Origin of the sequence: Streptomyces sp. NPDC058373 (assembly GCF_042723275.1) — a bacterium.
Classification (GTDB): Bacteria; Actinomycetota; Actinomycetes; order Streptomycetales; family Streptomycetaceae; genus Streptomyces.
Genome location: NZ_JBHXJE010000026.1, coordinates 11854 through 34509, shown reverse-complemented (window position 1 = coordinate 34509; position 22656 = coordinate 11854). Strand labels below are relative to the sequence as shown.

At 70.2% G+C, this 22656-nt stretch carries 17 protein-coding genes and 2 pseudogenes; 5 read left to right on the top strand and 14 right to left on the bottom strand.

The genetic code is table 11. From position 1 onward, the window contains the following. Positions 1-6: 6 nt before the first annotated feature. From ACFWMZ_RS16685 to ACFWMZ_RS16675, 3 genes are read right to left on the bottom strand one after another with little or no spacing between them, the layout of a single operon-like run. The gene (locus ACFWMZ_RS16685; RefSeq protein WP_383202262.1) at positions 7-1506 is read right to left on the bottom strand and encodes an N-6 DNA methylase; all 1500 of its coding nucleotides are present in this window, start codon (positions 1504-1506) and stop codon (positions 7-9) included. Continuing rightward, positions 1503-2855 carry a restriction endonuclease subunit S gene (locus tag ACFWMZ_RS16680; protein ID WP_383202259.1) on the bottom strand — a complete coding sequence of 451 codons (1353 nt, stop codon included), beginning with the start codon at positions 2853-2855 and terminating at the stop codon, positions 1503-1505. Before ACFWMZ_RS16680 ends, ACFWMZ_RS16685 begins: the two co-directional genes overlap by 4 nt. After that, positions 2852-5905, bottom strand: a complete 3054-nt coding sequence (locus tag ACFWMZ_RS16675; protein WP_383202256.1) for a DEAD/DEAH box helicase family protein — start codon at positions 5903-5905, stop codon at positions 2852-2854. The genes ACFWMZ_RS16680 and ACFWMZ_RS16675 overlap by 4 nt, the downstream gene beginning before the upstream one ends. A gap of 471 nt (positions 5906-6376) precedes the next feature. Here ACFWMZ_RS16675 and ACFWMZ_RS16670 point away from each other — a divergent pair. Both ACFWMZ_RS16670 and ACFWMZ_RS16665 read left to right on the top strand, forming a co-directional pair. Further along, positions 6377-7300, top strand: a pseudogene (locus ACFWMZ_RS16670) (PHP domain-containing protein); the annotation flags it as partial. A 34-nt stretch (positions 7301-7334) separates the two neighbouring features. Then, a protein-coding gene (locus tag ACFWMZ_RS16665; protein ID WP_383202296.1) for an IS5 family transposase occupies positions 7335-8134 on the top strand; the annotation gives its coding sequence in 2 pieces (ribosomal slippage) (positions 7335-7674 and positions 7674-8134; 801 coding nt in all). Here the strand turns inward: ACFWMZ_RS16665 and ACFWMZ_RS16660 are convergent. The 7 genes from ACFWMZ_RS16660 to ACFWMZ_RS16630 all read right to left on the bottom strand — a co-directional run bounded on the left by ACFWMZ_RS16660 (position 8085) and on the right by ACFWMZ_RS16630 (position 17087). Next, entirely contained in the window at positions 8085-8441 is a 357-nt protein-coding gene (locus ACFWMZ_RS16660) for an ankyrin repeat domain-containing protein (RefSeq protein ID WP_383202252.1), read from the bottom strand. The genes ACFWMZ_RS16665 and ACFWMZ_RS16660 overlap by 50 nt on opposite strands. Continuing rightward, positions 8350-9072 carry a CRISPR-associated endonuclease Cas1 gene (gene cas1, locus ACFWMZ_RS16655; protein WP_383202293.1) on the bottom strand — a complete coding sequence of 241 codons (723 nt, stop codon included), beginning with the start codon at positions 9070-9072 and terminating at the stop codon, positions 8350-8352. Before cas1 ends, ACFWMZ_RS16660 begins: the two co-directional genes overlap by 92 nt. Positions 9073-9515: 443 nt before the next feature. Next, positions 9516-10433: a type I-C CRISPR-associated protein Cas7/Csd2 gene (cas7c, locus tag ACFWMZ_RS16650; RefSeq protein ID WP_383202250.1), complete on the bottom strand. Its 918-nt coding sequence runs from the start codon at positions 10431-10433 to the stop codon at positions 9516-9518. 53 nt (positions 10434-10486) lie between these two features. Next, positions 10487-12322 carry a type I-C CRISPR-associated protein Cas8c/Csd1 gene (gene cas8c / locus ACFWMZ_RS16645; RefSeq protein WP_383202247.1) on the bottom strand — a complete coding sequence of 612 codons (1836 nt, stop codon included), beginning with the start codon at positions 12320-12322 and terminating at the stop codon, positions 10487-10489. A 1-nt stretch (position 12323) separates the two neighbouring features. Continuing rightward, complete coding sequence (gene cas5c / locus ACFWMZ_RS16640; RefSeq protein ID WP_383202244.1) at positions 12324-13088, bottom strand: type I-C CRISPR-associated protein Cas5c; 765 nt, start codon at positions 13086-13088, stop codon at positions 12324-12326. Positions 13089-13287: 199 nt separating this feature from the next. Then, positions 13288-15540: a CRISPR-associated endonuclease Cas3'' gene (locus tag ACFWMZ_RS16635; RefSeq protein ID WP_383202241.1), complete on the bottom strand. Its 2253-nt coding sequence runs from the start codon at positions 15538-15540 to the stop codon at positions 13288-13290. 1076 nt (positions 15541-16616) lie between these two features. Further along, the gene (locus tag ACFWMZ_RS16630) at positions 16617-17087 is read right to left on the bottom strand and encodes a hypothetical protein (RefSeq protein ID WP_383202238.1); all 471 of its coding nucleotides are present in this window, start codon (positions 17085-17087) and stop codon (positions 16617-16619) included. A 266-nt stretch (positions 17088-17353) separates the two neighbouring features. Between ACFWMZ_RS16630 and galE the strand changes: the two genes are divergently transcribed. Continuing rightward, the gene (gene galE / locus ACFWMZ_RS16625) at positions 17354-18349 is read left to right on the top strand and encodes a UDP-glucose 4-epimerase GalE (protein ID WP_383202236.1); all 996 of its coding nucleotides are present in this window, start codon (positions 17354-17356) and stop codon (positions 18347-18349) included. A gap of 16 nt (positions 18350-18365) precedes the next feature. Here the strand turns inward: galE and ACFWMZ_RS16620 are convergent, their stop codons facing one another. After that, positions 18366-18662, bottom strand: a complete 297-nt coding sequence (locus tag ACFWMZ_RS16620; RefSeq protein ID WP_383202233.1) for a hypothetical protein — start codon at positions 18660-18662, stop codon at positions 18366-18368. A 476-nt stretch (positions 18663-19138) separates the two neighbouring features. After that, the gene (locus ACFWMZ_RS16615; RefSeq protein WP_383202230.1) at positions 19139-19300 is read right to left on the bottom strand and encodes a hypothetical protein; all 162 of its coding nucleotides are present in this window, start codon (positions 19298-19300) and stop codon (positions 19139-19141) included. A gap of 209 nt (positions 19301-19509) precedes the next feature. Here ACFWMZ_RS16615 and ACFWMZ_RS16610 point away from each other — a divergent pair, with 209 nt between their 5' ends. Continuing rightward, the gene (locus ACFWMZ_RS16610; RefSeq protein ID WP_383202226.1) at positions 19510-20376 is read left to right on the top strand and encodes an MBL fold metallo-hydrolase; all 867 of its coding nucleotides are present in this window, start codon (positions 19510-19512) and stop codon (positions 20374-20376) included. Positions 20377-20390: 14 nt separating this feature from the next. On the opposite strand, the pseudogene ACFWMZ_RS16605 reads toward ACFWMZ_RS16610, so the two are convergent. Then, positions 20391-20459: pseudogene (locus ACFWMZ_RS16605) on the bottom strand (pyridoxine 5'-phosphate oxidase C-terminal domain-containing protein); the annotation flags it as partial. Positions 20460-20586: 127 nt separating this feature from the next. On the opposite strand from ACFWMZ_RS16605, the gene ACFWMZ_RS16600 reads away from it, so the two are divergent. After that, on the top strand, positions 20587-21165 hold the full coding sequence (locus tag ACFWMZ_RS16600; RefSeq protein ID WP_383202223.1) for a hypothetical protein: 579 nt from the start codon (positions 20587-20589) through the stop codon (positions 21163-21165). A 3-nt stretch (positions 21166-21168) separates the two neighbouring features. On the opposite strand, the gene ACFWMZ_RS16595 is transcribed toward ACFWMZ_RS16600, so the two are convergent. Further along, entirely contained in the window at positions 21169-22125 is a 957-nt protein-coding gene (locus tag ACFWMZ_RS16595; protein ID WP_383202220.1) for an ATP-dependent DNA ligase, read from the bottom strand. Positions 22126-22656 lie beyond the last annotated feature (531 nt).

Genomic DNA, 22656 nt, shown 5'->3' with positions numbered 1-22656 from the left:
TCGCCGTCACCGCTCCGCCTCACGATCCGGGCCGTCCGCGTGTACGCCGTAGGGGCGCAGCGCTTCGGTCAGGGACGCGAACTCGGCCAGGGCGGCGCCCAGTTCAGCGGTGATCTCCTGCGCCATGCGGTGCAGGTCGGCCTCGGGCTCTTCCAACGCGAAGGGCCCGGGCGGGGGTTCGGCGACCTGAAGGTCCAGATCGACACCGCTGCGGGCGAGTAGGTCGTCGACGGTGAAGGACCGGAAGCGAGGGGTTGCGACTCGTTCGCTGCGGGGCCGACCGGGCCGGTAGGCGGACACGAAGTCGCTGTAGTCGGGGCCGGCCAGTGTCATGGGCTTGGCCGTCGGCGTGTCCGGGGAGCGCAGGTCGTACACCCACAGCCGGGTCGTGGACGGGCTGCCGTCGGGGCGCGGTTCGGGCTTATCGAAGAACAGCACGCTGGCCTTGAGGCCGCCGGCATAGAAGATGCCGGCGGGAAGCCGCAGCAGGGTGTGTACGTCGCACGCGGACAGCAGGCGCCGCCGGATCAGCTCACCCGGCCCGCCTTCGAACAGCACGCTGTCGGGCACCACGACGGCGGCGCGGCCGTCGGTCTCCAGCAGGCTGTGGATGTGCTGGAGGAAGTTGAGCTGCCGGCTGGTGGTGAGGGTCCAGAAATCCTCCCGGTAGGTCTCCTCGCTGGTGGAGCTGCGCCCGAAGGGAGGGTTGGTGAGCACCAGTGTCGCCCGCCTGACCGGTGGTCGGGCCAGCGCGTCCCCGACGGTGATGCACGGGTTGGTCTCGTCGGCCCGGGTGACGCCGTGCAGGACGAGGTTCGTCGTGGCCAGCCGCGCGGTGACGTCGACGAGATCGGTGCCGAAGAAGGCCCCCTGGGCGAGCCGCTTGCGCTGGGCCGCGGTGGCATCTGAAGGAAAGTGGTCGACCAGGTAGTCGGAGGCTTTGATCAGGAAACCGCCGGTGCCGCAGGCCGGGTCAATGACGGTGTCGTCGATGCCGGGCTGCATGCACTGCACGATCGCCTCGATCAGCGGCCGGGGTGTGTAGTACTGGCCGGCACCGGTCTTGGTGTCCGTGCTCATGCGGGCCAGCAGCGCCTCGAAAACGGCGCCGGTGTCGCCGCCGGACCACTGGTAGCGGTCCACCACGTCGACGATCAAGCGGTGCAGGAGGGCGGGGTCCGGGATGCGGTTTTGTGCCCGCCGGAAGAGCAGCCCGAGTGTCCCGGGCCGGACGGCGAGCAGATCCAGGATCTGCTGGTACGCCGGGATCAGGCGGTCGCGCTCGGTCCGGGTGAGCTGTGTCCAGGCGTCGAACCCGAGGACGTCCTGCCCGTTGAGGGGGCGTTGGCGTTGTTCGTGGGCGCGCTTGAGGACGATCAGGCTGGCGAGCTGCTCGATGAACTCCAGGCCCGAGGTGCCGTTGTCGCGCAGCACGTTGGCGTAGTTCCACAGCCGGGCCACCAGGGCCTGGTCGTATCCGGGGCGGGAGGAGACGGTGGGGTTCACAGCACAGACTCCTGTTGCCCAGACGGGGAAAGCGGAGGGGACAGGTGGCCGGTGAAGGCGCGTTCCAGGAGGTTACGCCGCAGCCTCCCAGCCAGCTCGAGAGCACGTTCAGCGACCGCGCAGGCCCCGTTCAGGGACGCGGTGTGTGCCTGGAGGACCGCGACAAGATAGTGCTGCTCGTCTACGGGCGCCACCGGCACCGGCATGAGCCGGAGCCTGGCCAGGCTGATGGACGCCGGCCCCACGCTGTGGGTGGCGTTGCGGTGGCACCACGTACGGCCGAAGCCGTTGGCGTGCCAGGCCAGCAGTACGGGGTGGAGCTGATGGGCGGTGATCCGGACACGGAAGAGGTGGCTGTGGGGAACGCAGTGGAGCAGCTGCTCCTCCCAGAGCCAGCCGCGGCCCAGGCTGTCGATCGATCCGCCGCCGGTCAGCAGCACATCGCCCGCCCTCAGCCGGGCCGCCTCGGCCTGTGATGGGGGCAGCCGGATCGTGCGGACGTCGTCCAGATCCAGGCGGCCGCGCTGCACGTTGGCGACCCGCAGGCAGGAGACGTCCGTGTCGGAGGCACTCCACTCCTGCGTGCCGGGCGGGGTGATGCCGCGGGAGACCTCCGCGACATCGTGCAAGCGGGTCCACCGCCAGCGTTCGGGAAGGCCGGGCAGCCTCCCGTCCTCTACACCCGCCGCCCGGGGCAGGTCCGCGGGCACCCGAGTTGTGCCGGCGAGAGCGCCGCGCCCTGCCCGCGCGGTCAGGGCGCGGCTAAGGGCATCGGCCTGGTCGAGGGCGTTGTAGGTGCGGGTCGTGGTGGCGTCGATGCGGGCGAGGTGGTCCTCCAACAGGCCGACGATCCTGCGCTGTTCCGCCATAGGGGGCAGCGGCAGCAGGACGTCGGCAAGATCGCGTTGGTTGATCCGCCAGATCGCTGCGCCACCCTGGCGGGCGCGTGCCCCGATCTGGCGCCGCATGATCGGCGACTTCCACAGGTGTGCGAGGTAGCGCGAATCGAGGACGTCGGGGCGCACGCGCACGCGGATCATGCTGTCGGGAATGGCCGTCGGGGCCGGGGGGCCGTCTACCAGAGCGCCTTCGCCGACCAGGGAGTGTGAGCCGTTGACCCGGCCGACCAGCACATCCCCGTGTTCGGCCAGGAGTATCGCGTGACCGTCGCCACTGCGGTCGCTGCTCTTGGACTGGGTGAAGTCCACGGTGACTGCTCGCAGCGCCGGCATGCGCAGTACGGGCAATCCGCCCTCGCCGGGGCGCGGGGACCGGCCGTTGACCAGCGGTTCGCTCAGCACGTCGGACAGCCGGACGATCCTCCAGCTGGCAGGCACCTCATTCGTCACGCCAGGGCCCTGCTCAGTTCGTCCAGGAGATCGATCGCGGCGTCAGGCCCGAAGGCGTCGAGGAAGCCGTCCGTGCCGCCGCGCGCCGAGAGAGGGAGACTGTCGAGATACACGGGGGCGAAGTGGGTCTCGGCGGCCACCACGTCCGCGATCTTCTCGAGCCACCACAACTGGGCCGGGGTAAAGGGTCCGGACCGCTCAACGAATACGGCCAGACGCCGGCGCACTGCCTCCGCTTGGCGACGACGCCGACTGCCGGATGCCGTTTCCCGCGCGGAGGCTGGCCCGTCGTACAGGCTCAGCAGCGCCTCTTGGAGTTCGGGCTCCTGGGTGAGCGGGTAAAGGGCCGTGCGCCGCTCCTTATCGACGGCTCTCTTGCCGCCTGCCCGGCGAACAGATACCAGGTGATCCGAGTCGACCGAGCCTAGGAGACGGGTCACCAGCTCCTGCAGAGACTGGCCCGCCAGCTCACGGATCTCGGCGCCGTCGGCGTCACTGAGCATGGGGATGAGCCGGGCGAGCCTGAAGGCGAGTTCGGCCGTCTCCTGCGCCGTCACCAGCCCACTGGCGGCACGGTCCAGCAGGCGCTCCAAGGCGGCCCTCCCTTCCTGCCCGGATGCATCCGTCACATTCACCAGCTGCTGGAGGTGACGCGAGGCGCCCACCGCGTCGACGACCACGAGCTGCGTCTTGGCAGTCGCCCCCGGGGTGACGGCGCGTAGCGCCGCCGACGAGATGGTCTGCGTTCCCATGGCCAGCAGTTGCTCGTAGTAGGCGGCAGAGTGCACCTCGCGCAAGATCAGCACGCACTCGATCGCCCGCATGTCACTGATCCCGGAGATCAGATCCGTCACGACCGCGATCCGGATCTGTGGTGTCGTGCGGAAATCCCGCAGCAGGTGCTCCGCATGAGCGTCGCGGTGCATGATCCGCCGGCAGAAGTCGTCCCCGGCGCCGAACACGTCGCGGATGCGCTCCACGACCTCGTCCGCATGCTGTCCGTCCTGCGCCAGCACCACGGTCTTGGGGACCACGCCGGGCCCGCCGCCCTGCAGCATCCGGTCGGGGAACAGGGTCGGCAGCGCATCACGGAAAGCCGTCACCACCGCCGCCAGGTGCTCGGTCGGGACAGCCCTGGCCGGACCCTGCCCTGTGGTGGAGGTCAGCTCTTCGTCCAGGTCCTCGTAGCGGACGCGGCGCGAGCTGCGGTCTCGCACACCGACCGCGCCGACGGGGGTGGCGGACGCTGGCTGCCGCTCGCCGGCGACCCGGATCTCGTAGACGGAGCAGTCCACAGCGACGCCGTCGGCGACGGCCTGTACATAGCTGTAGGAGTTGACCAGGTTGCCCTTGAAGAATCCCAGCACGGTGGCGGTCGGCGTCGCGCTGAAGCCGACGATGGGAGCATCGAAGTATTCAAGAAGGGCACGCCGCTGTCCGTACAGCGCGCGGTGGCAGTCGTCGACGATGACGAGATCGAACGCGTCGGGCGGCAGCGCCTCGCAGTAGGTCACTTCCAGGGGGGTGGCATCGGGATGCGCCTGCTGTTCGGCGGTCTCGTACGCCGACACGCTCTCGGATCCGTCCTCGGGTGCCTGCGTGCCGGAGAGCATGGCCGACAGACGTTGCACCGTGGCCACGGCCACGGAAGCCGACGGGGCCAGCCCGTGCGCGGTCAGCTCATGGACGGGGTACACGTCATCGAGAGGGCGCCCTGCGTTCGGCATGCTGAACTGGCGCAGCTGGTGGATCAGTTGATGCACGGCGACCTTGCGGTCGGTCACGAACAGGATCCGGCCCGCGCGCGCGTAGTGGAGCTGTCGGTAGGCGGTGAACACCCCGGTGAAGCTCGCCCCGGAGCCGGTGGCCATCTGCACCAGCGCGCGCCGCTGGCCGGCAGCGAGGGCCTGCTCGATGGCCCGCACCGCCCTGCGCTGGGCCTGGCGCAGCTGGTCGAACCCCTCGTCCTGCCGCTGCAGGTAGGCGGCCTGGCGGGCCCGATAGGTCGGCGCCGCACCGTCCGCCTCCGCCTCGCGCTGCCAGCGGGCCAGCGTGCGGGGCTGATGGAAGCCGCTGATCAGGCGCGCGTGGGATTCGGGGTCATTGGTGTCGCAGAACAGCAGGCGCAGGCCGTCGCTCACGTACCGGTACGGCAGCGGTGAGCGCCACACAGGCCACGGCAGGGAGCCCGCCGGGGCCTTCGCCAGTGTGCCCGCCTGCTCCATGGCCTCGTCGAGATCGATGCCGTCCCGCTTGCATTCGACGATCCCGACCACCTGTCCGCCGACCGTCAGCAGCATGTCCACGCGGAGTCCTGTGGCCAGGCGGGGCTGCACCAGGACGCAGCCCAGGGACCGGTTGAACTGAGTCTCCTCGCCGACGCCCAGAACGTCCCATCCCGCCTTGGCGAGCCTGCGCTGCACTTCCGCGGCAATGTTGGCTTCGCGCAGCGGCTCATAGGCGGCATCGCGCGCGCTGACGATCAGCTGTTCACGCTCGGCGACCGCCGGGGGCGCCGGAGAGACGCGCCGGTCGAATGCGCGGCGCAGCCGGGGCAGGTCCTCTTCCAGCACAGCGACCCGCTGCGCCAGAACGCTCAGATCGGATGCTGAGGCGTGGACGAAGGCCATCGGCTCCGGGTCGCCGGTCAGGGCACGGAAGAGCCAGACGGCCAGCGCGAAGCAGCGCCCGACCAGATGCGCCGCCACCTCCCGCTCATCATGCGCACCGCCGTCGAAGCGGTGAAGGTCGTTGAACGCGTCCAGAACCGGCCCGGGAAGCATCCCGGCGCGGGACAGGAGGTCCAGACGGGCCAGCTGATCGCCCGCGGGCAGGCGCACCCCAGCCCGGCGGCCCAGCTCAGCGGCGAGAACCTCACCGAACTGGCGTGCCGCCGCCAGTGCTTCGGCGGGCGCGGTAGCCGCGCGGGCCTCACAGGATGCGCCGTGAAGAACAAGAAGCGGTTCGTGGGGAAGCAGGAATCCGAAATTGGCTGACGCGACAGCCAGGGCCGTGAACCGGCTTTCGAGCACGCTCGGCTCCAGAGCCACGCCGACCCTCCCTACCTGCACTGCGGCGCCGCGGAATCCGCTACAGAATAGCTCTCACCCTACCGTCCGCCCCCTGCGCACAACACTGACACTTTGATCCGATACGAGTGATTTACGCACCAGATCCGACGGACCTGCCCGCTCGTTTTGCATCCGGCCCACACCACATAACGCCCCCGATCGAAGATGGAGCGCTGGCCGGCGGGCGCGGCTCACGGTGCCCCTTATCGGTGTTGCTGATGCAGCATGCGGAGGTGTCCGTCGACCTTTAGCGACTGACCGTGTTCGCCGATGACTATCGGGACGAATGGCCGCCTGGCAGCCAGATCGCCTCTCATCGCCGGTGCCGACCGCAGGCATGATCACCCACTCCATTTTTCGAACGAATGTGCGAAGATGGAGTTAGGGCGACCCACACGGTCGACTGGAACAGATGACACAAAGGGGGGTTATGAGCAACAGGAGGTGTGTATGTCGTTTACGCATCTCCGTGCAGCGAGCGGCTATTCGCTGCGTTACGGGGCCAGCCACCCGCGGGCACTGGCAGAGCGGGCTGCAGAGCGGGGACTCGATGCCCTGGCGCTGACCGACCGGGACTCACTCGCGGGCGCGGTGCGCTTCGCCAAGGCATGCGCGGGAGCCGGGATCCGGCCCCTTTTCGGCGTTGATCTGGCTGTGCCTGGTGCGTCCCCGTCCGGGGCGGCGTCGGCGGCGCGGCAGCGGACCCCCGCCAGGGGCGGTGCGTTCGTGACGGAGGCGCCACTGCGCGCGGTGTTCCTGGCCCGGACCGCGCGCGGCTGGGCCGAGCTGTGCCGTCTCGTGTCGACGGCGTCCGATCAGGGCGTCACCTGGGAGGAGCTGGCCTGTCCGGACGACGAGGTGTTCGTACTGCTCGGAGCCGATTCCGAGGTGGGGCAGGCGCTGGCGTCGGGGCGTCCCGACCGGGCCACTGCCCTGCTGGATCCGTGGCGTGAGCGGTTCGGCCGGTCGTTGCGCCTTGAGGTGTCGTGGCACGGGCGGACCGGCACGGGTCCGGGGTCGTTGCGCCTTGCCGCACGGATGGCGGGCTTCGCCGTCGAACAGCAGGTGGAGGCCGTACTGAGCAACGCCGTGCGGTATGCCGACCCGCATCAGGGCGAGGTCGCCGACATCCTGGACTCCGCCCGTTCGCTGGTGCCGATCGACGGCCGGGACGCATCCCGGCTCGACAGCGGGCAGCGGTGGCTGAAGGACGCCGGGGAGATGGAGCGGATCGCCGGGCGGATCACCGAAGCGGTGGGCGGCCGGGGCCTGGAGGCGCGGCGGCTGCTCGCGGTGACCGAGGAGACGGCGGCGGCCTGCGTGGTCGACCCGGGCGAGGCCTTCGGTCTGGGCCGACTAAGAGGTCATCTCATTTGGCTAGCCGGTAGGGTGCGGGCTCGTGGTGGGGATTGTTGAGCGGCTGGTGCCCGACGAGTTGTGGGAACTGTTCCAGCGAGTGGTTCCGGAGGCTCCATCGCGACCCCAGGGCGGTGGCCGGCGTCGGCATGGTGACCGGGAGGTGCTGGCCGCGATCGTGTTCGTGGCCACGTCGGGCTGCACCTGGCAGCAGTTGCCGTCCGCGTCCTTCGGGCCGTCGGGAGCTACAGCCCACCGGCGTTTCTCGGAATGGACGAAGGCCCGCGTGTGGGCCAAGCTCTACCGCCTGGTCCTCGACGATCTCGGCTCGCGAGGCGAGCTGGACTGGTCCCGCTGCGCGATCGACTCGGTGAACATGCGGGCGATGAAAAGGGGGACCTGACAGGTCCGAATCCTGTCGACCGGGGCAAGTACGGCTCGAAGATCCATCTGATCACCGAGCGCACTGGTCTGCCCATCTCTGTCGGGATCTCGGCAGCCAACCTGCACGACAGTCAGGCCCTGATCCCATTGGTCAAGGGCATACCGCCGATCCGGTCCCGCCGCGGCCCTCGGCGGCGAAAGCCCGGCAAGCTTCACGGCGACAAGGGTTACGACTACTCTCACCTGCGGCGATGGTTACGCGAGCGAGGTATCACCCACCGCATCGCCCGCAGGGGCGTCGAGTCATCGCAGCGACTGGGTCGCCATCGCTGGACCATCGAACGCACCATGGCCTGGCTCGCCGGCTGTCGCCGGCTCCATCGACGCTACGAACGCAAGGCCGAGCACTTCCTCGCCTTCACCACCATCGCCTGCGTCCTCGTCTGCTATCGCCGGCTCGCTTGCTGATGTGGGTACGCAGCAGCTGTATGGCCAGGTCGTGATCATAGGAGGTGGCCAGCTCCAGGGGAGTGTGACCGTCTGGATCCGCTAGTTCAGGATCCGCGCCGAACGCCAGCAGCACGGCTGTGGTGTGCACCGTCAACGGCTGGCCGCTCTGCAGGGCGCCATCCCCCTCGGTGTCGATCGCGTGCGTCAGCAGCGTCATGTTGCTGAAGACCTCATCAGGGTCGGCGCCGTTGGCGAGCAGTCGGGCCAGGGTTTCCGCATCCTCGTGCTCGACCGCGTGGTGAGTTGGTGTCCAGTAGTCGTTCATCGTGGCATTCAACAGCGATCGAGAAGCTCCTACCAGCAGTATTCCCCGCCATCGGCAGCCAAATGAGATGACTTCTAAGCAGGGTCAGGGCGAATCGGTCGGCGAGTGCGGGGCGGAACTCTTCCATGAGGTCCAGGGCGAGAGCCGGTTTGGCAGGGCGGATCCCGTGAAGGAAGCCGATGTAGGGGTCAAGGCCGACTTGTTCGGCAGCTCCGTGGACGAGTCCTCGGAGTAGTCCGTAGGTGTAGGAGAGCAGGGCGTTGACGGGGTCGGTGGGTGGTCGGCGGTTGCGGTGGGAGTTGCGATCCTCGGCCGCCCCGGAGGACGACCGCCACCTCTGCCCCGCTGAGGCCCATCTGCTTCCCGTGCCGTTGCGATCCTCGGCCGCCCCGGAGGACGACCGCCACGCCGCCGAGCCCGTCCTCGACGTGGCCCAGCTCCTGGTTACGATTCTCGGCCGCCCCGGAGAAGGACGACCGCCACGCAGCTTCTCGCCGTCGGGCAGGCCGGCCTGCCGCAGGTTGCGATCCTCGGCCGCCCCCGGAGGACGACCGCCACCAGGACGCTGTCGATGGCGCGCATCACGGCGTCGAAGTTGCGATCCTCGGCCGCCCCGAAGGGCGACCGCCACCCCGTCCCGCAGCACCGCCGACGCCACGTCAGCGGGGTTGCGATCCTCGGCCGCTCCGGAGGGCGACCGCCACCGGCGACCTCATCGACGGCTGGCTCCACGGCTTCGGGTTGTGATCCTCGGCCGCCCCGAAGGGCGACCGCCACTCGGACTCCCGCTCCCGGTCGTGGCCCTGCCGCACTGGTTGCGATCCTTGGCCGCCCTACAGGACGACCGCCACCGGTTTCTTGACTTGGAAATGCGGATGGTGCCGCGTCCTTTGTTGCCTGGGGTGTCGACGCGTTGGTGCAGGTGGGTGCCGCGGATCGTGGTGGCGTCGTCGGTGAAGGCGTCTTCGAACAGGATGAGACCGCACTGGCGTGGGCAGTAGGCGTGGTGCTCCAGGGCGGAGAGCGTGATCTGGGGGAGTTCGCGCTCTCCGCCTGGGCTGGTGTGCAGGGTGGTCATCCGGTGGTGCGCGGGAGAAGGGTGGTAAGGGTGATGCCGGGCGGGAGGTCCGTGTCGCGGATTTCGACGGTTCCGTAGTCGGTGAAGGTTCGGGCGTTGACGTCGCCGCGGGCTTTGACGGTGATGCGGTCGAAGAGTTCGTGGGAGGGGGCGCGGCCGAAGGCGTCGTCGTGGGTGAAGACGTACAGGCCGCGCAGGGCGAGGTTGGCGCGGGCGGCGGCGCGGTCGTGTTCGAGCATGATCTCGAAGGCGCGCCAGAAGAGGGCGAGGTCGTCGCTGGTGACGCCGGTGCGGTGGGCGAGGGGGGCGCTGAAGTGTCCGGTGCCGCGGTAGAGGGCGTAGGGGACGACGTACTTGGAGCCCATCTCGGTCTCTTTGCCCTTGGCGTCGCTGTCGTCGGCTTCGCTGCGTTCGCGCCATGCCTTGGCGTCTTCTTCTTTGGTGGGGGTGACGCGGGTGATGCCGATGTCGAGGGGGGTGATGGGGTCGATGGTGCGGGAGAAGCCGATCTGGACGGGGCCCTGGACGCGGCCGGCCTGCTTGGTGCGCTTGCCGGTGGTCATGACGGCACCGAACATCCGCACGTCGAAGAAGTTGCGGCACATCCATTCCTGGGCGGACTTCTGGTCCGTGACCTTGCTGTCGGTGTAGGCGCGTTCGTGCTGGCTGTTGAGGGCGGTGCCGGCTTCGACGTAGATCTCGCGGCCTTCGCGCGGTTCGAGGGTGTTGATGAGGGCGACGGTGTTGCGGATCTTGCGCTTGATGGCGACGTCGGTGATCAGGCCCTGGCCGCTGACCAGGTCGGTGCGGGGCATGCCGGCGTTGTCGGGGTCGCCGTTGGGGTTGGAGTCGATGGCCTCGATGAGGAAGACGAAGTCGTGCTTGCGGGTGGGGTCCAGGTGAGCGTCGCTCATGGTCATGATGAAGTGGCTTCCGTTGTGATGTCGCGGTCTGTGGGTGTGGTGCGTCAGCTGGCGGACAGCTGCGGGGCGTCGGCCTGGGCAGGCACGTCGGCCGTCTTCGTCTCCCGCTGGGCCTTCTCCTTGGCCTCCTTGGCTTCCTGGGCGGCCCGGCGTCGGGCACGGTCCTCGGCGCGCTGGTGGGAGTAGCCGATGACGAAGCGGCCCTGCCGGACGTCGTCGAGGTGGCCGGGAAGGTCGTCGCAGACCTTCTCGTAGATCTCGTCCAGGCGGGCTTCCAGGGCGTTGGCGGCGGCGGGCTTGTCCCGGCGCAGCCGCTTGAGGTGGGCTCCGGCGTCCCTGTAGAGCCGGGGCATGGTGCTGGCGGGCGCGGTGGAGGCGGCGCTGAAGAACTTGTCGCGCAGGGTGGTGTTGATGTCGGGAAGCGCCGCGTGCTGCACGGATTCCAGGACGGCGAAGAGCCGGCCCCAGCGGTAGGCGGGGTCGGTGCTGTCCTTGTCGAGCTGGGGCATCAGGTGGTCCTGGGGGTTGGGGGAACGGTTGAGGAGCAGCCTCAGCAGGGCGAGGCGGGGCAGGTCGATGCGGCGGTCGGCGTGGACGCGCTGCAGCAGCAGAGGCAGGGCGCGGGCGGGTGGCCGGATCTGGTGCAGGGCGCTGCGGAGCAGCTCCGGCTCCAGGCCGTGGGGGGCGCTTTTGGGTGCGTAGCGCTCGCCCAGCCAGCGGCCGCAGGACAGGGCCATCTGCCACAGCGGGACGTAGCGGGTCCGGCCCTCCCAGCCGTCCCAGACGCCGTGGTCCTCGTACCAGGCCGCCAGGTTCCGGCGGGCGGCCGGCAGGGGGACGTCGATCCAGTCCCGTACGACCAGGCGGGCGTTGTTCAGGCCCAGGGACAGCGCGTAGAAGGCGTCCGTGTCCAGCCCGCCGCCGGCGGTGGGCGCGGGGCGTGTGTGGACGGAGTCGAGGAGGCGCTCGACCTCGGCGGGGTCGGGCTGGTCGTCGAAAAACATGGCGAGCGCGGAGTCGTCCTGGCCGTGGCGGGTCCACCACAGCAGGACGCCGTCGTCGCGGAAGCGGCGCCGGTGCCGGTCCGAGGCGAGCAGGTGGTTGAGGACCGCCATGGACCGTCCGCCGCACTGGTGACACACCGGGGTGTTCACCAGCTGCGTGGCGCCGTCGCGGCCCTGGGCCGGGGCGTTGATGCTGATGAGCTGGCCCTCGTTGCTGCCGCCCGCTGTCGGGACGGCCCCCTTCTTGACCGGCTCCGGGATCGTCGCCAGCAGCGCACGGTGCTCGCCGCACACCAGGCACAGTCCGGACCGCTCCTCGGCACCTCCCTTACGGGCGCGGACCTCCTGGGCCCACAGCCGCTGCGCCGAGTCCAGCTCGTGCAGCCAGCACGTGCCGGCCATGACCGCGACCGTGTCCTTCGCCTCGACCTGCGTGGCCTCGACGCCCTCCGGCAAGGAGAACGTCACCGGCCCGGCCGAGAAGAACCGCTGCGCAGCCGCGGCTGCGGGCTCGTCCGAGGTGCCGGCCCAGCGCAGGACGAGTTCCCGGTACGCCTCGTGACGGCGTTCCGCCTCGTCCTTCGCCTTGTCCGTGACCTCGCCGTCCTTGTCCGCCTTCGCGATACCGAGGACGAACTCGGCCGTGTCCACCAACAGAAAGGGCTGCACCTTCGTCCCCGAACGCTGCACGTAGGGGACGGGCTTGCTCACCACCTGGTCGCGCTGACGGCCCGCCACCTTGCGGTGCAGGAGCCTTCCCCCCTGGCCGTCCTCGCCGATGTCCAGCACCCAGTGGATCTGCTTCTCCCGGTAGAACTCCGCCGGCAGCTTGCCGGCGATCCGCTCCCCGTACTCCGTCAGCCGTTGCAGCAGCACCTCAGCCCTCCGCCCCGTCCGCACGCCACCCGGGCGAGACGATCGCGACCGACCCCTCGGGCAACGGCTCCAGGGGAATGTCCATCACCCCGTCGGTGACCGAGGCGCGGAACCACCGGTACCGCTCCCCGCCGGGCCCGTACTCGATGGAGTGCAGCATCACCCCGAGCTCGTCGCTGAAGTCCACCGCCCGCCGCCCGGGGTCAGGCTTCCCGAACGACGCGGAGAACTCCCGGCACCCCAGGAACGGCTCCGAGAAACACGCCCCGCGCTCGACCCGGCGCCGCAACTGCTCGCGGTACTTCTCCTCCGATGCCGGCGGAAACTTCGCCGACCCCGCCAGCGCCTCGGGCGACACCACGATCTGCGCGTGAATCCGGTAGCGGACATCCCTCAACGCCAGCGTGCTGCGCTGATCCCGGTCCGCCTCCACGTCGTACCGGTGCCGCCGGTCAGCCTGGAGCTTCTTCACCTCCTGGGCGCTGATGACCGACTTCACCTCGTTGCGGCGCACCCGCATCCAGCTCACCGGACGCAGCACCTCGATCTTCCGCACCACATAGTGGAACTGCGGCTTCCAGAAGATCGCCTCCAGCACCCCACCAGCCGCCGACGGCGTCATCAACGGATAACTCACCCGCTCCGTCTTCAGCTCCGGCCGCGTGAAGCAGGCAGCATCCCCCCACACCTCCACCACCCGATCCGGAAACACCCACCCCTCATTGCCCCGAGCCGCTCTACGCCTCGCCGGCACCGTCGCCCTCATCACAACCGCTCTCTGCCGAGCACCACCTCGCGCAGGGCCGCCCGAGGACGGGCCCCCGCACGAGGCAGCACGGAACCACGAGACACGTCGTCACCGACTGTCCCCTACTGATCCCGCACTGTAGGCAGGGGCACTGACAATCAGCCCCCGGAACCCCCAACTCCGGTCCCCGCCACCTGGAACAGGCTCCCGCGGCGGCTCAGAGCACGAAGCCGCCACGGTCCTCCGGACGGTCCGCATCCAGGCCCCGCACCGGGTCGTAGAACCCCCGCCACACCACCAGGTCACCCACGACCGGCTCGACCAGACCCGCCTCCAACACCCGGGCAACCTCATGGCGCGGCAACGTCGCCATGTGCGGCTGCAGCCGCCGCAACGGCTCCGGCCCACACGGAAACGGCGACCGCAACGCAGCGATGTCCGCCTCGACAGCCTCCTCGACCTCCGGACTGCCCGGGCGGACCACGACGACCGACTCCGCGTACGCGTTGTCGATCATCTGGAACGCGTCCGCCACCGCCGGGAAGTCCCACCGCCGCCGCATCTCCTGAATCTCCTCCCCCATCGCCCTGCTGCCGGCCCCCTGCAAAGCCCACCGCTTCCGGTAGTAGGCCCCCAACGCCTCCAGGTCGTCCGGGAACTTCAGGCCTGGGCCGAAGAACTCGGCGGTGGCATCCATCGCCGCCCGGTAGGACAGATCCTTCGGCATGCCGCCGCCGGCCGGACGGAACACCACCACACGCCCCTCGCCTAGCCGGCCGTCGCGGTTGCAGCGGCCCGCCGCCTGCTGCAACGACTCCGCCGGAGCCCACGCCCGGTACACCCGCGGAAAGTCCACGTCGACCCCCGCCTCGATCAACGACGTCGACACCACATGAACCGGCCGCCCCGCCTTCAGCTCCCCACGCACATGCTCGATCACCTCACGACGGTGCCCGGACGTCATCCGCGTCGACAGATGCCACACCGGCACCCCCACCCCCACCACGCCCGGCTCCTCACCCGTCAGCAACCGGTGCAGCCGCGCCGAATCCCGCGTCGTGTTCACCACCGCCAGAACCTGCTCCCCGCCCTCCTCCGCGATCTCGCGGGCCACGGACTCCCACGCCACCCCCTCCCCCATCCGCCACTCGTACCCGACCCGCCGCAGCTCCTCGAACAACCCCGACACATCCCCCACCACCATCCGCCGGGGCACCCCCTCCAACTGCGACAACGACCAGAACGCCGGCTGCGTCGCCGACGCCAGCACCACCGACACCCCGAAGTGCTCCACCAGCTCCCGCAACACACTCAAGATCGGCACCAGCAACCGGTCCGGCAGCGCCTGCACCTCATCCAGCACGATCACCGACCCCGCCAGCCGGTGCAGCTTCCGCATCGCCGACGGCTTCCGGCCGAACAGCGACTGGAACAACTGCACCGTCGTCGTCACCACCACCGGCGCATCCCAGTTCTCCGCCGCCAGCCGACCCCACGCCCCCTCGGCTCCCTCGCCCTCCAGCTGCACCGCACTGTGATGCTCCAGCACCACCCCCGGCCCCTCCTCCGGGTCGAGAAGGTCCCGGTACACCTGAGCCGTCTGCTCGGTCACGCTGATGAACGGAACAGCCACCACCACCCGCCGCAACCCGTGCCGCACCGCGTGCCGCAATGCGAACCCCGCCCCCGCCATCGTCTTCGCCCCACCCGTCGGCACATGCAGCACGTGCCACCCCCGCTCTCCCTCACCCGAAGCCACCGCCTCCTCGAACACCCGCCCCCGCACCCCATCCACCGGCGACACCCTCCGCGCCGCCAGCACCCCCTCCCGCCGCGCCCGAAACCGCTCCCACAACGCCCCCATGTCCACCGGCCCGGCCACCCCCGGCAACCCGCCGGCGAAGTGCGCCGCCGTATCCAGGTAATCGGCGTCCACCACACAGCTGAACACCATCCGCGTATACAGATCCAACGCCTCAGCCCGACGCTCCGCCGAGTCGATCCCCGCCAACCACGACGGCGGGGCAATCCGCTCCGCCCTCACCGCCTCCTGCACCAACCGCGCCACAGCCGCCGTCGCCTCCCGCGCCTGCTCAGCCACCACCGAGCTCCCCCGAAGCTCCGCCACCACATCCTTGACCTTCACCTGATCCGGCAGACCCCCGTGATGCCCCTGCACCACCGCGGCCAACTGACGGCCCGCCACCCGAGCCGCCAGCACCGTCCCCGCCTCCTTGTGCGGCACCCCCACCCTGCCACCCGACCCCTCAACCACCCCCAACCGCTCCTGCCAGGCACAACACCCCTTCCCCACGTCATGCACCAACCCCAGAAACTCCGCCGCCTCCCCCGCCCCGAACACCTCACCGAACCCCCGCGCCAGAGCAGCCGAACCCCGCAGGTGATCCACCAGCAGATGCCGCACACCCCACGGATTCTGGCTGTGCGCGAACAACTCACGACCCGACATCCCGGCCCCCTCACCGATCGACCACCCACCGAACGCAGCCACCGTAGAGTGGACCACCGACACCACCAACCCAGACCACCCCGAAGCGACCAGACAGACCGCTTCGGAACCTGAAGCACACACACGACACGCCAATCACACCCAAGGAAAATGTCAGATTTGCTCGCAATCGGGCCTCGCTTAACTGCTGGTCGAGAGCACTCAGACAGACAAACCCCTGGCCAACCAGGGTGGCGGTCGCCCTCCGGGGCGGCCAAGGATCGCAACCCACTCGGCGGGCTTGTGCGGTGGGTCGGCATGGTGGTGGCGGTCGCCTTCCGGGGCGGCCGAGGATCGCAACGTCGACACCCTCGTCGCTCACGTCCTCGGTGACGGGCGTGGCGGTCGCCTTCCGGGGCGGCCGAGGATCGCAACTCCTGGGACTCGAGGCCGTAGCCGTCGATCTGGCCGGGTGGCGGTCGCCTTCCGGGGCGGCCGAGGATCGCAACCGCTGGAGCCAGCCGACGTGCCACCCGCGGTCACCGTGTGGCGGTCGCCTTCCGGGGCGGCCCAGGATCGCAACGCCGCGAGGAGCGCACGGGCCTTGTAGGAGGTGACGTGGCGGTCGCCTTCCGGGGCGGCCGAGGATCGCAACACGATCGGTCCTTTCGGGGCCGGGCCGGGCGGACGGGGTGGCGGTCGCCCTCCGGGGCGGCCGAGGATCGCAACTACGCGGTCAAGAACGACGAGAGCTGCTGAACGGCTGTGGCGGTCGCCCTCCGGGGCAGCCGAGGATCGCAACCACCTGCTGAGCGTCCCTCCGCCGGGCACGGCCGGGTGGCGGTCGCCCTCCGGGGCGACCGAGGATCACAACACGCTGGTCTGGAACCTCGTGGTCAGCCGCAGGATCGGTGGCGGTCGTCCTGCGGGGCGGCCGAGGATCGCAACGCCGACCCCCACACCGGCGCCCTCGACCCCTGCGCCGTGGCGGTCGCCCTCCGGAGCGGCCGAGGATCGCAACGTCGGAGCCCTGCGGGCCGATGAGATCGCGTCCCGGCGTGGCGGTCGCCCTCCGGGGCGGCCGAGGATCGCAACCGTCACGTGTCGATTCTGGACGCCGGACGAGGGCAGCGTGGCGGTCGCCCTCCGAGGCGGCCGAGGAACGCAACAGGGACGCGAACGAGCGACACGAGGCGCGCGTCGAGTGGCGGTCGCCCTCCGGGGGCGGCCGAGGATCGCCACCTGATCTGGGTCCGGTCCTCCTCGACGGCGGCCGTGGCGACCGAGGATTGCAACGTGCCCAGCCCGGACTTGCCGCGGACCTTGGTGAACTCGGCGACGAACGCCTCGAACACCTTCTTCTCCGCCCGCACGTTGATGCGGTGCACGGTGGAGTTCAGCAGCTCCACCAGGGTGTCGGTGATCTCCCGCTGCCGCTGGAACAGCAGCGCGGCGAGCAGGACCTGGCGCACCTCGGGAGCGAAGCCCGCAGGTGGCTGGGCGCCCGCCTCGTCGCTGTTCAGGGTGAAGTGGTCCATCACCCCGTCCAGACCCAGATCCCGCCCCACTGTTCGACCCCTTCCGCACACCCCCGTGATCACGTGTCGGGCTGAGCGGTGAAGGCGCCGCAGTACACCGGGCGCGGAAATCCGGGAACGGCCGCGGCACGGTGACCCGAGCTGGTAGAAGGGCGCCCGGACGGGACGCCGGTGCCGCCCGCGTCCGTGAAACCGGGACCGGCCGGGCAGCCGAGAGGTTGCCCTTGCCCGCCTGGTTTGTCCGATAACCTTGCCCGGTCGCCTACTGGGGCTGGAACGAAGCCGGGAGAGACATCGTGGTGAAGGTCCTTATCGCCGGGGGAGCCGGTTACATCGGCAGCACCGTCGCCTCGGCCTGCCTGGACGCGGGCATCACCCCCGTGATCCTCGACAACCTCGTCCGGGGCCGCCGCGAGTTCACCGAGGGCCACACCTTCTACGAGGGCGACATCGCGGACGGCGCACTGGTCGACCGGATCTTCTCGGAGCACCCGGACATCTCCGCCGTGGTGCACTGCGGGGCTCTGATCGTGGTGCCCGAGTCCGTCGCGGACCCGATCGGCTACTACGAGGCGAACGTGGCCAAGAGCCTGGCCTTCGTCAGCCACCTGCACCGCAACGGCTGCGACCGCATCATCTTCAGCAGCTCGGCCTCCATCTACCAGGCCGAGGACGGCTCGCCCGTCAACGAGGACTCGCCGCTGGCGCCGCAGAGCCCCTACGCGCGGACCAAGGCCGTGTGCGAGGAGATGTTCGCGGACATCGCCGCGGCGGGGCCGCTCGTGCTGTCCCTGCGCTACTTCAACCCGGTCGGGGCCGACCCGAAGCTGCGTACCGGTCTCCAGCTCAAGCGGCCCAGCCACGCCCTGGGCATGCTCATCCAGGCACACCAGGAAGGCCGTCCGTTCCCGATCACGGGGACGAACTACCCGACCCGGGACGGCAGCGGTATCCGGGACTACGTGCACGTCTGGGACCTCGCCGCGGCCCACATCGCGGCGATCGAGCGCTTCGACTCCGTCCTCACGGGGTCGAAGCGCTCGATCGCGATCAACCTGGGCACCGGCTCCGGCACCACGGTCCGGGAGCTGTGCGCCGCGTTCAACAACGTCGTCAGCACCCCCCTGGCCACCATCGACGCCGCCCCGCGGCCCGGTGACGTGGCCGGCGGCTACACCAAGAGCCAGCGGGCGGCCGAGCTGCTGGGGTGGACGCCGAAGCTGTCCCTGGAGGACGGCATCCGCTCCGCCCTGGACTGGATTCCGGTACGCGACGGGCTGTGGAAGGACTGATCTGTCCTTCCCGCCTTCACTCCTCCCGGGCGCTGGGCTCCGGGAGGAAGCCAGCTTCGAGGGCGAGCAGATGCTGGAGGGCGGGAGCGAGCCACGCCGTGTCCCACCGGTGGTCTGCCGGGGCGTCCCGATAGGCGTCGTGGGGGATACCGAGCGCTTCGAGGAGCCGGCGGCCGGCGGTCCAGTCGGCCTCCAGGGTGCCGATGCCGCCGAGCGCGACGCGGCGGGCCCCTTGGAGGGCTCGGGCGTGGCGGCGCAGGTTCTGCCGTACGTCGTACTCGTCGAGCCGCGCCGGGCTGCCGGTGACCTCCACGAGTTGCGGGTGCGGCGGCCGGTCGCTGAGCAGTGAGGCATCCCAGACGCTCGCGACGGCGAAGAGGCCGGGATGCCGGGTCAGCAGGGTTGAGAGCGGCGAAGCCGCCCTTGCTGAATCCCAGCAGGTGCACCGGAGGCCGCGCCTGCGTGCCGAGCATGGCCAGGACGGTCGGCACGACCACCCGGACGAGGTGGTCGTCCTGCTGGCAGTCGGCCCGGGTCGCGTGGTTGACCAGCCAGGGCGACTCGCTGAACGTCGGTGCGGCGAAGAGGGTCCCGTCACGCAGGTGAGCCGGGAGCCGCCCGATCTCGGCGAGGCTGTGGCCGTACTTGCGCCCGCCGCCCTTCTCGACGGGCAGAGCGAGCACCACCCGGCGCACACGCTGCTCGGGCCAGATCAGGGTGGCCTGCGCCCCGGGCCCTTGGAACGGGCTCTCCAAGAGGGCCTGGGTGTCTGCGGACAGGGTGGGGCGCTCATGGGCGGAGGGCGGCGACGGCATCGTGGTAGTTCTCCCAGTTGTCGCAGTAGAACCGGAGGTCGTCCGGCCGGAGCGGCAGCGCCGTGAGTTCGTTGCCGGCGCCGACCCGCTGCCACGGCTCGTCGACCTGGAAAGCCGCTGGCCCGCTCTCGCTCACGGCGACCGGATCTGTGCCGTCGGCGTGACCGGGCGCAGCCCAGATGGCGGCGGGGCGAGGATGTCGCCGTCGGAGCCCACCCGGACCTTCTCGTGCGGCGGGGTTCCGCGTGGGCCTGCTGCGGGGCGCTCCCCGTGTCGTCAGTAGGGTCGGCCGCATGAGCGACGAGGATCGAGCGCATCCGGCTCGGTGAGGTCGAGGTCATCCGGGTGGTGGAGTGGCAGGGCGCGTACCTGCCGCCCGCCGAGATGTTCCCCACGGCTCCCGCCGGGTTGTGGGAGGAGCACGCCGAGTGGCTGGTGCCCGATCACTGGCGGCGGGGAGAGGACCGGACCGTGGTCGCGTTGCAGTCCTGGGTGCTGCGGGGCGGCGGGCAGACGATCGTGATCGACACGGGGGTGGGTCACGACCGTGACCGACCCGGCATGGGGCCGTTCCACCGGGGCAGCAGCAGGCTGCTCGCCCTGCTCGGCGAGGCGGGGGTGCCTCCGGACAGTGTCGATTTCGTGGTCAACACGCATCTGCACGTGGATCACGTGGGCTGGAACACGGTCGACGCGGGCGGTACGTGGGTGCCCAGTTTCCCCCACGCCACCTACCTCATCCCGGCCGCCAACGACGCCCACTACGGCCCCGACCAGGGTTACGGTCACGGTCGGCAGCCGGCCGACCGCCTGGTCTACGAGGACAGCATCGCGCCCGTTCACCGCGCCGGGCAGTCCCTGCTCTGGGAGGGCACCCACCGCGTCAACGACTTCCTCACGCTGGAGTCGGCTCCGGGGCACACGCCGGGCTCGTCGGTGGCGCGGCTGGTGTCCGGCGGTGACCGGGCCGTCTTCGTCGGGGACCTGGTGCACAGCCCCGTGCAGATCGTCGCCCCTTGCCATCACAGCAATTCCTGCCTGGACCCCGGGCAGGCGGCCCGCAGCCGCCGCCGAGTCCTCGCCCGCGCCGCCGACGAACGCGCACTGCTCGTCCCGGGGCACTTCGGCGGCCCGGGCGCGCTGGAGGTGCGCCGGGCGGGCGGAGGTTTCGCGCTCGGAGCGTGGGCCGCCTTCGGCCCCAGCGCCGGGTGACGCCCGCTCGCGGCTCACGGCGCGAGGCGTTCGATGTGCCAGCCGTGCCCTTCCACGTCCCGCACGTACCGCAGCCGGTCGTGGAGGTTGGCCGTGAGCGGGAGCGGTCACCCGTCCCTGATCCGGGCAATCTTTCACTGATTCGTCCGGGTAGTACTTCTGGAGCGGCCATCCTCCTTTCATAGGCACGATCGCGGTCGGAGGAGCAGCATGGGATGGCAGAGCGAGCAGTACGGGGACGCACACGAGGGGTACGCCGGAGCCGCGCTGCCCGGCGGGGCGGAGCCGAAGCCCCAGTACTTCGACACGGGCTCCAGCGGCCACGTGCCGTCAACACGGGAGTGGTGGGCGTACGACGGGAAGGGCCGGCGGCCGCTCGCGGAGGGGATGCGGGCGTACTGCTCGTGTGGCTGGCGTGCGGTCGGGGTGCACCCCATCGACTGGGGCCAGGTCGCGGTCGACGGGGCCGCGCTGACGGACGAGTCCCGCCCGCTGGAGGACTGGGAGCAGCACATCGATGAGGTCGACGCTGCGGCTGCCGTTGTTCCCCCGGAGCTGTTGGGGATGATCGAGCAGTTCGGCGCGGGACTCGCGGACCTCACCGATTCCGAACCGCTTACCGCTCTGCGGGCTGTGGCCGCGCTGGAGTGGCTCACCGCCCGCACCGCTCGTGCTGCCGCCCACAACCTGCAGGCCGACGGCCTGGAGGACGAGGCCGTCGCTGCGGGGCTGGGGCTTCCGGCCCAGCAGGCCCGTTCCCGGGTGCTCCGGTACCGGCTTGGCCGTTGACGGTCAGGCCAGAGGCGGCACCGTACCCGGGGCGAGGTCCCCGCGCAGCCGTACGTAGTCGACGGGATGCCGGTACCGGCCCGCATCGTCCACGGAGGTGTCGCCGGCGAACTCCGCGACGAAGACCGGCTCGACCGGGGCGTGTACCAACGGAGCCCTCGCTCCCCATGCTGAGCTGAACTGGACGCCGGTCCAGGGGTGGTCGGGCCCTGCCGGGGCGAGGAGCTCGCCGAGTTCCCGCCGGACGGTCGCCGAGAGCGGCTTCGTGCGGGCGACCATCCGCAGCTGTCCCTCCGCGTCGTACCGCCCCAGCAGCAGAGTGTCGGGCGCCGCCACCTTCCCCGTGGCGGCGCCGACGATGGCTTCGGCCGTCTGCCGGGACCGGACCTTCCACCAGCCCCCTTTGCCGGGCCGGTAGCGGCCGGCGGCCGGTTTCGCGACCACGCCCTCGATACCGACACGGCCCCAGGCCGGGTCCATCCAGGCCAGCGCCTCCTGGCGGTGGAGCGTCGAGCCCGCCAGCGCCCACCGGCCCGCCAGCTTTCGCCCGGTGAAGAGGGTCTCCAAGCGGGCCCACCGATCCCGGTACGGCATCGCGAGCAGTTCCTCGCCGTCGGCCTCCAGCAGGTCGAACGTCACGACGTGCGCCGGCCGGACCCGGGCGACGGAGCGTGCCCGGAAGCCGCCGAGCCGGGCACGCTGCTGCAGGGCAGCGAAGTCGAGGCGGCCTTCGTACAGCACCACCAGCTCACCGTCCAGGACCAAGTCCTCGCCGATGTCGGCGGCAGCGGCCTGAAGTTCGGGGAAGTGGGACGTCAGGTCCGCTCCGCTCCGGGACTGGAGGTACAGCCTCCCGCGCCTGACGTAGACGATGACCCGGTATCCGTCCAGCTTCTGCTGCCAGAACATCGAGCCGGGCCAGCCCTCGGGCGGCAGAGTGGCACGAGCTTCGGCGGCCATCGGACAGAGCGGCGGTTCCAGCACACGCTCAGCATCACGGCGCCCGCCTCACCACCGGCGATCCGACACTGCTCGCAGAGCGAGAGGACCTAACAGCTGTGGCGAGGTGGGGCTGGTCTGCACCACATTCTCGGGCCACACTCCCGAGCTCGATGCCCGGGACGATCGGTTCCGAGCGGCGACAGCACCGATCATGCCGCTCGGTATGAGCAGAAGCGCGATGGTGGTCGCGCGTTTGCGCAAGGTATCGATGAGGTGATGGATCGCAAAGAACCTAGAGTTGGCAACGATGACGTTGGGTGGCCATTGTCACAGCGGGATCTTGGCTGCTGTGGGGGAGAGGTCCGTTTCGTGATCGTTGACTTGGCAACTCCTTGGGATGTTCATTACATGAGAAGAATATGAACATCTTGTGGGGGAAGCATGGGTGGAAGGTGGGGGCGGACCGCGAGGGCGAGAGCGGTCGTCCTGTCTCTGGGGGTTTCGCTGGTTGCGGGGTTGAGTCCTGCCACCACTGGTCTGGCGCTTGCC

Excerpts from the sequence above, each read along its gene's own strand:
- ACFWMZ_RS16600 (WP_383202223.1), top strand. The coding sequence starts at position 20,587 with ATGGGATGGCAGAGCGAGCAGTACGGGGACGCACACGAGGGGTACGCC.
- ACFWMZ_RS16660 (WP_383202252.1), bottom strand. The coding sequence starts at position 8,441 with ATGAACGACTACTGGACACCAACTCACCACGCGGTCGAGCACGAGGAT.
- cas5c (WP_383202244.1), bottom strand. The coding sequence starts at position 13,088 with ATGAGGGCGACGGTGCCGGCGAGGCGTAGAGCGGCTCGGGGCAATGAG.
- ACFWMZ_RS16595 (WP_383202220.1), bottom strand. The coding sequence starts at position 22,125 with ATGGCCGCCGAAGCTCGTGCCACTCTGCCGCCCGAGGGCTGGCCCGGC.
- ACFWMZ_RS16635 (WP_383202241.1), bottom strand. The coding sequence starts at position 15,540 with ATGTCGGGTCGTGAGTTGTTCGCGCACAGCCAGAATCCGTGGGGTGTG.
- cas7c (WP_383202250.1), bottom strand. The coding sequence starts at position 10,433 with ATGAGCGACGCTCACCTGGACCCCACCCGCAAGCACGACTTCGTCTTC.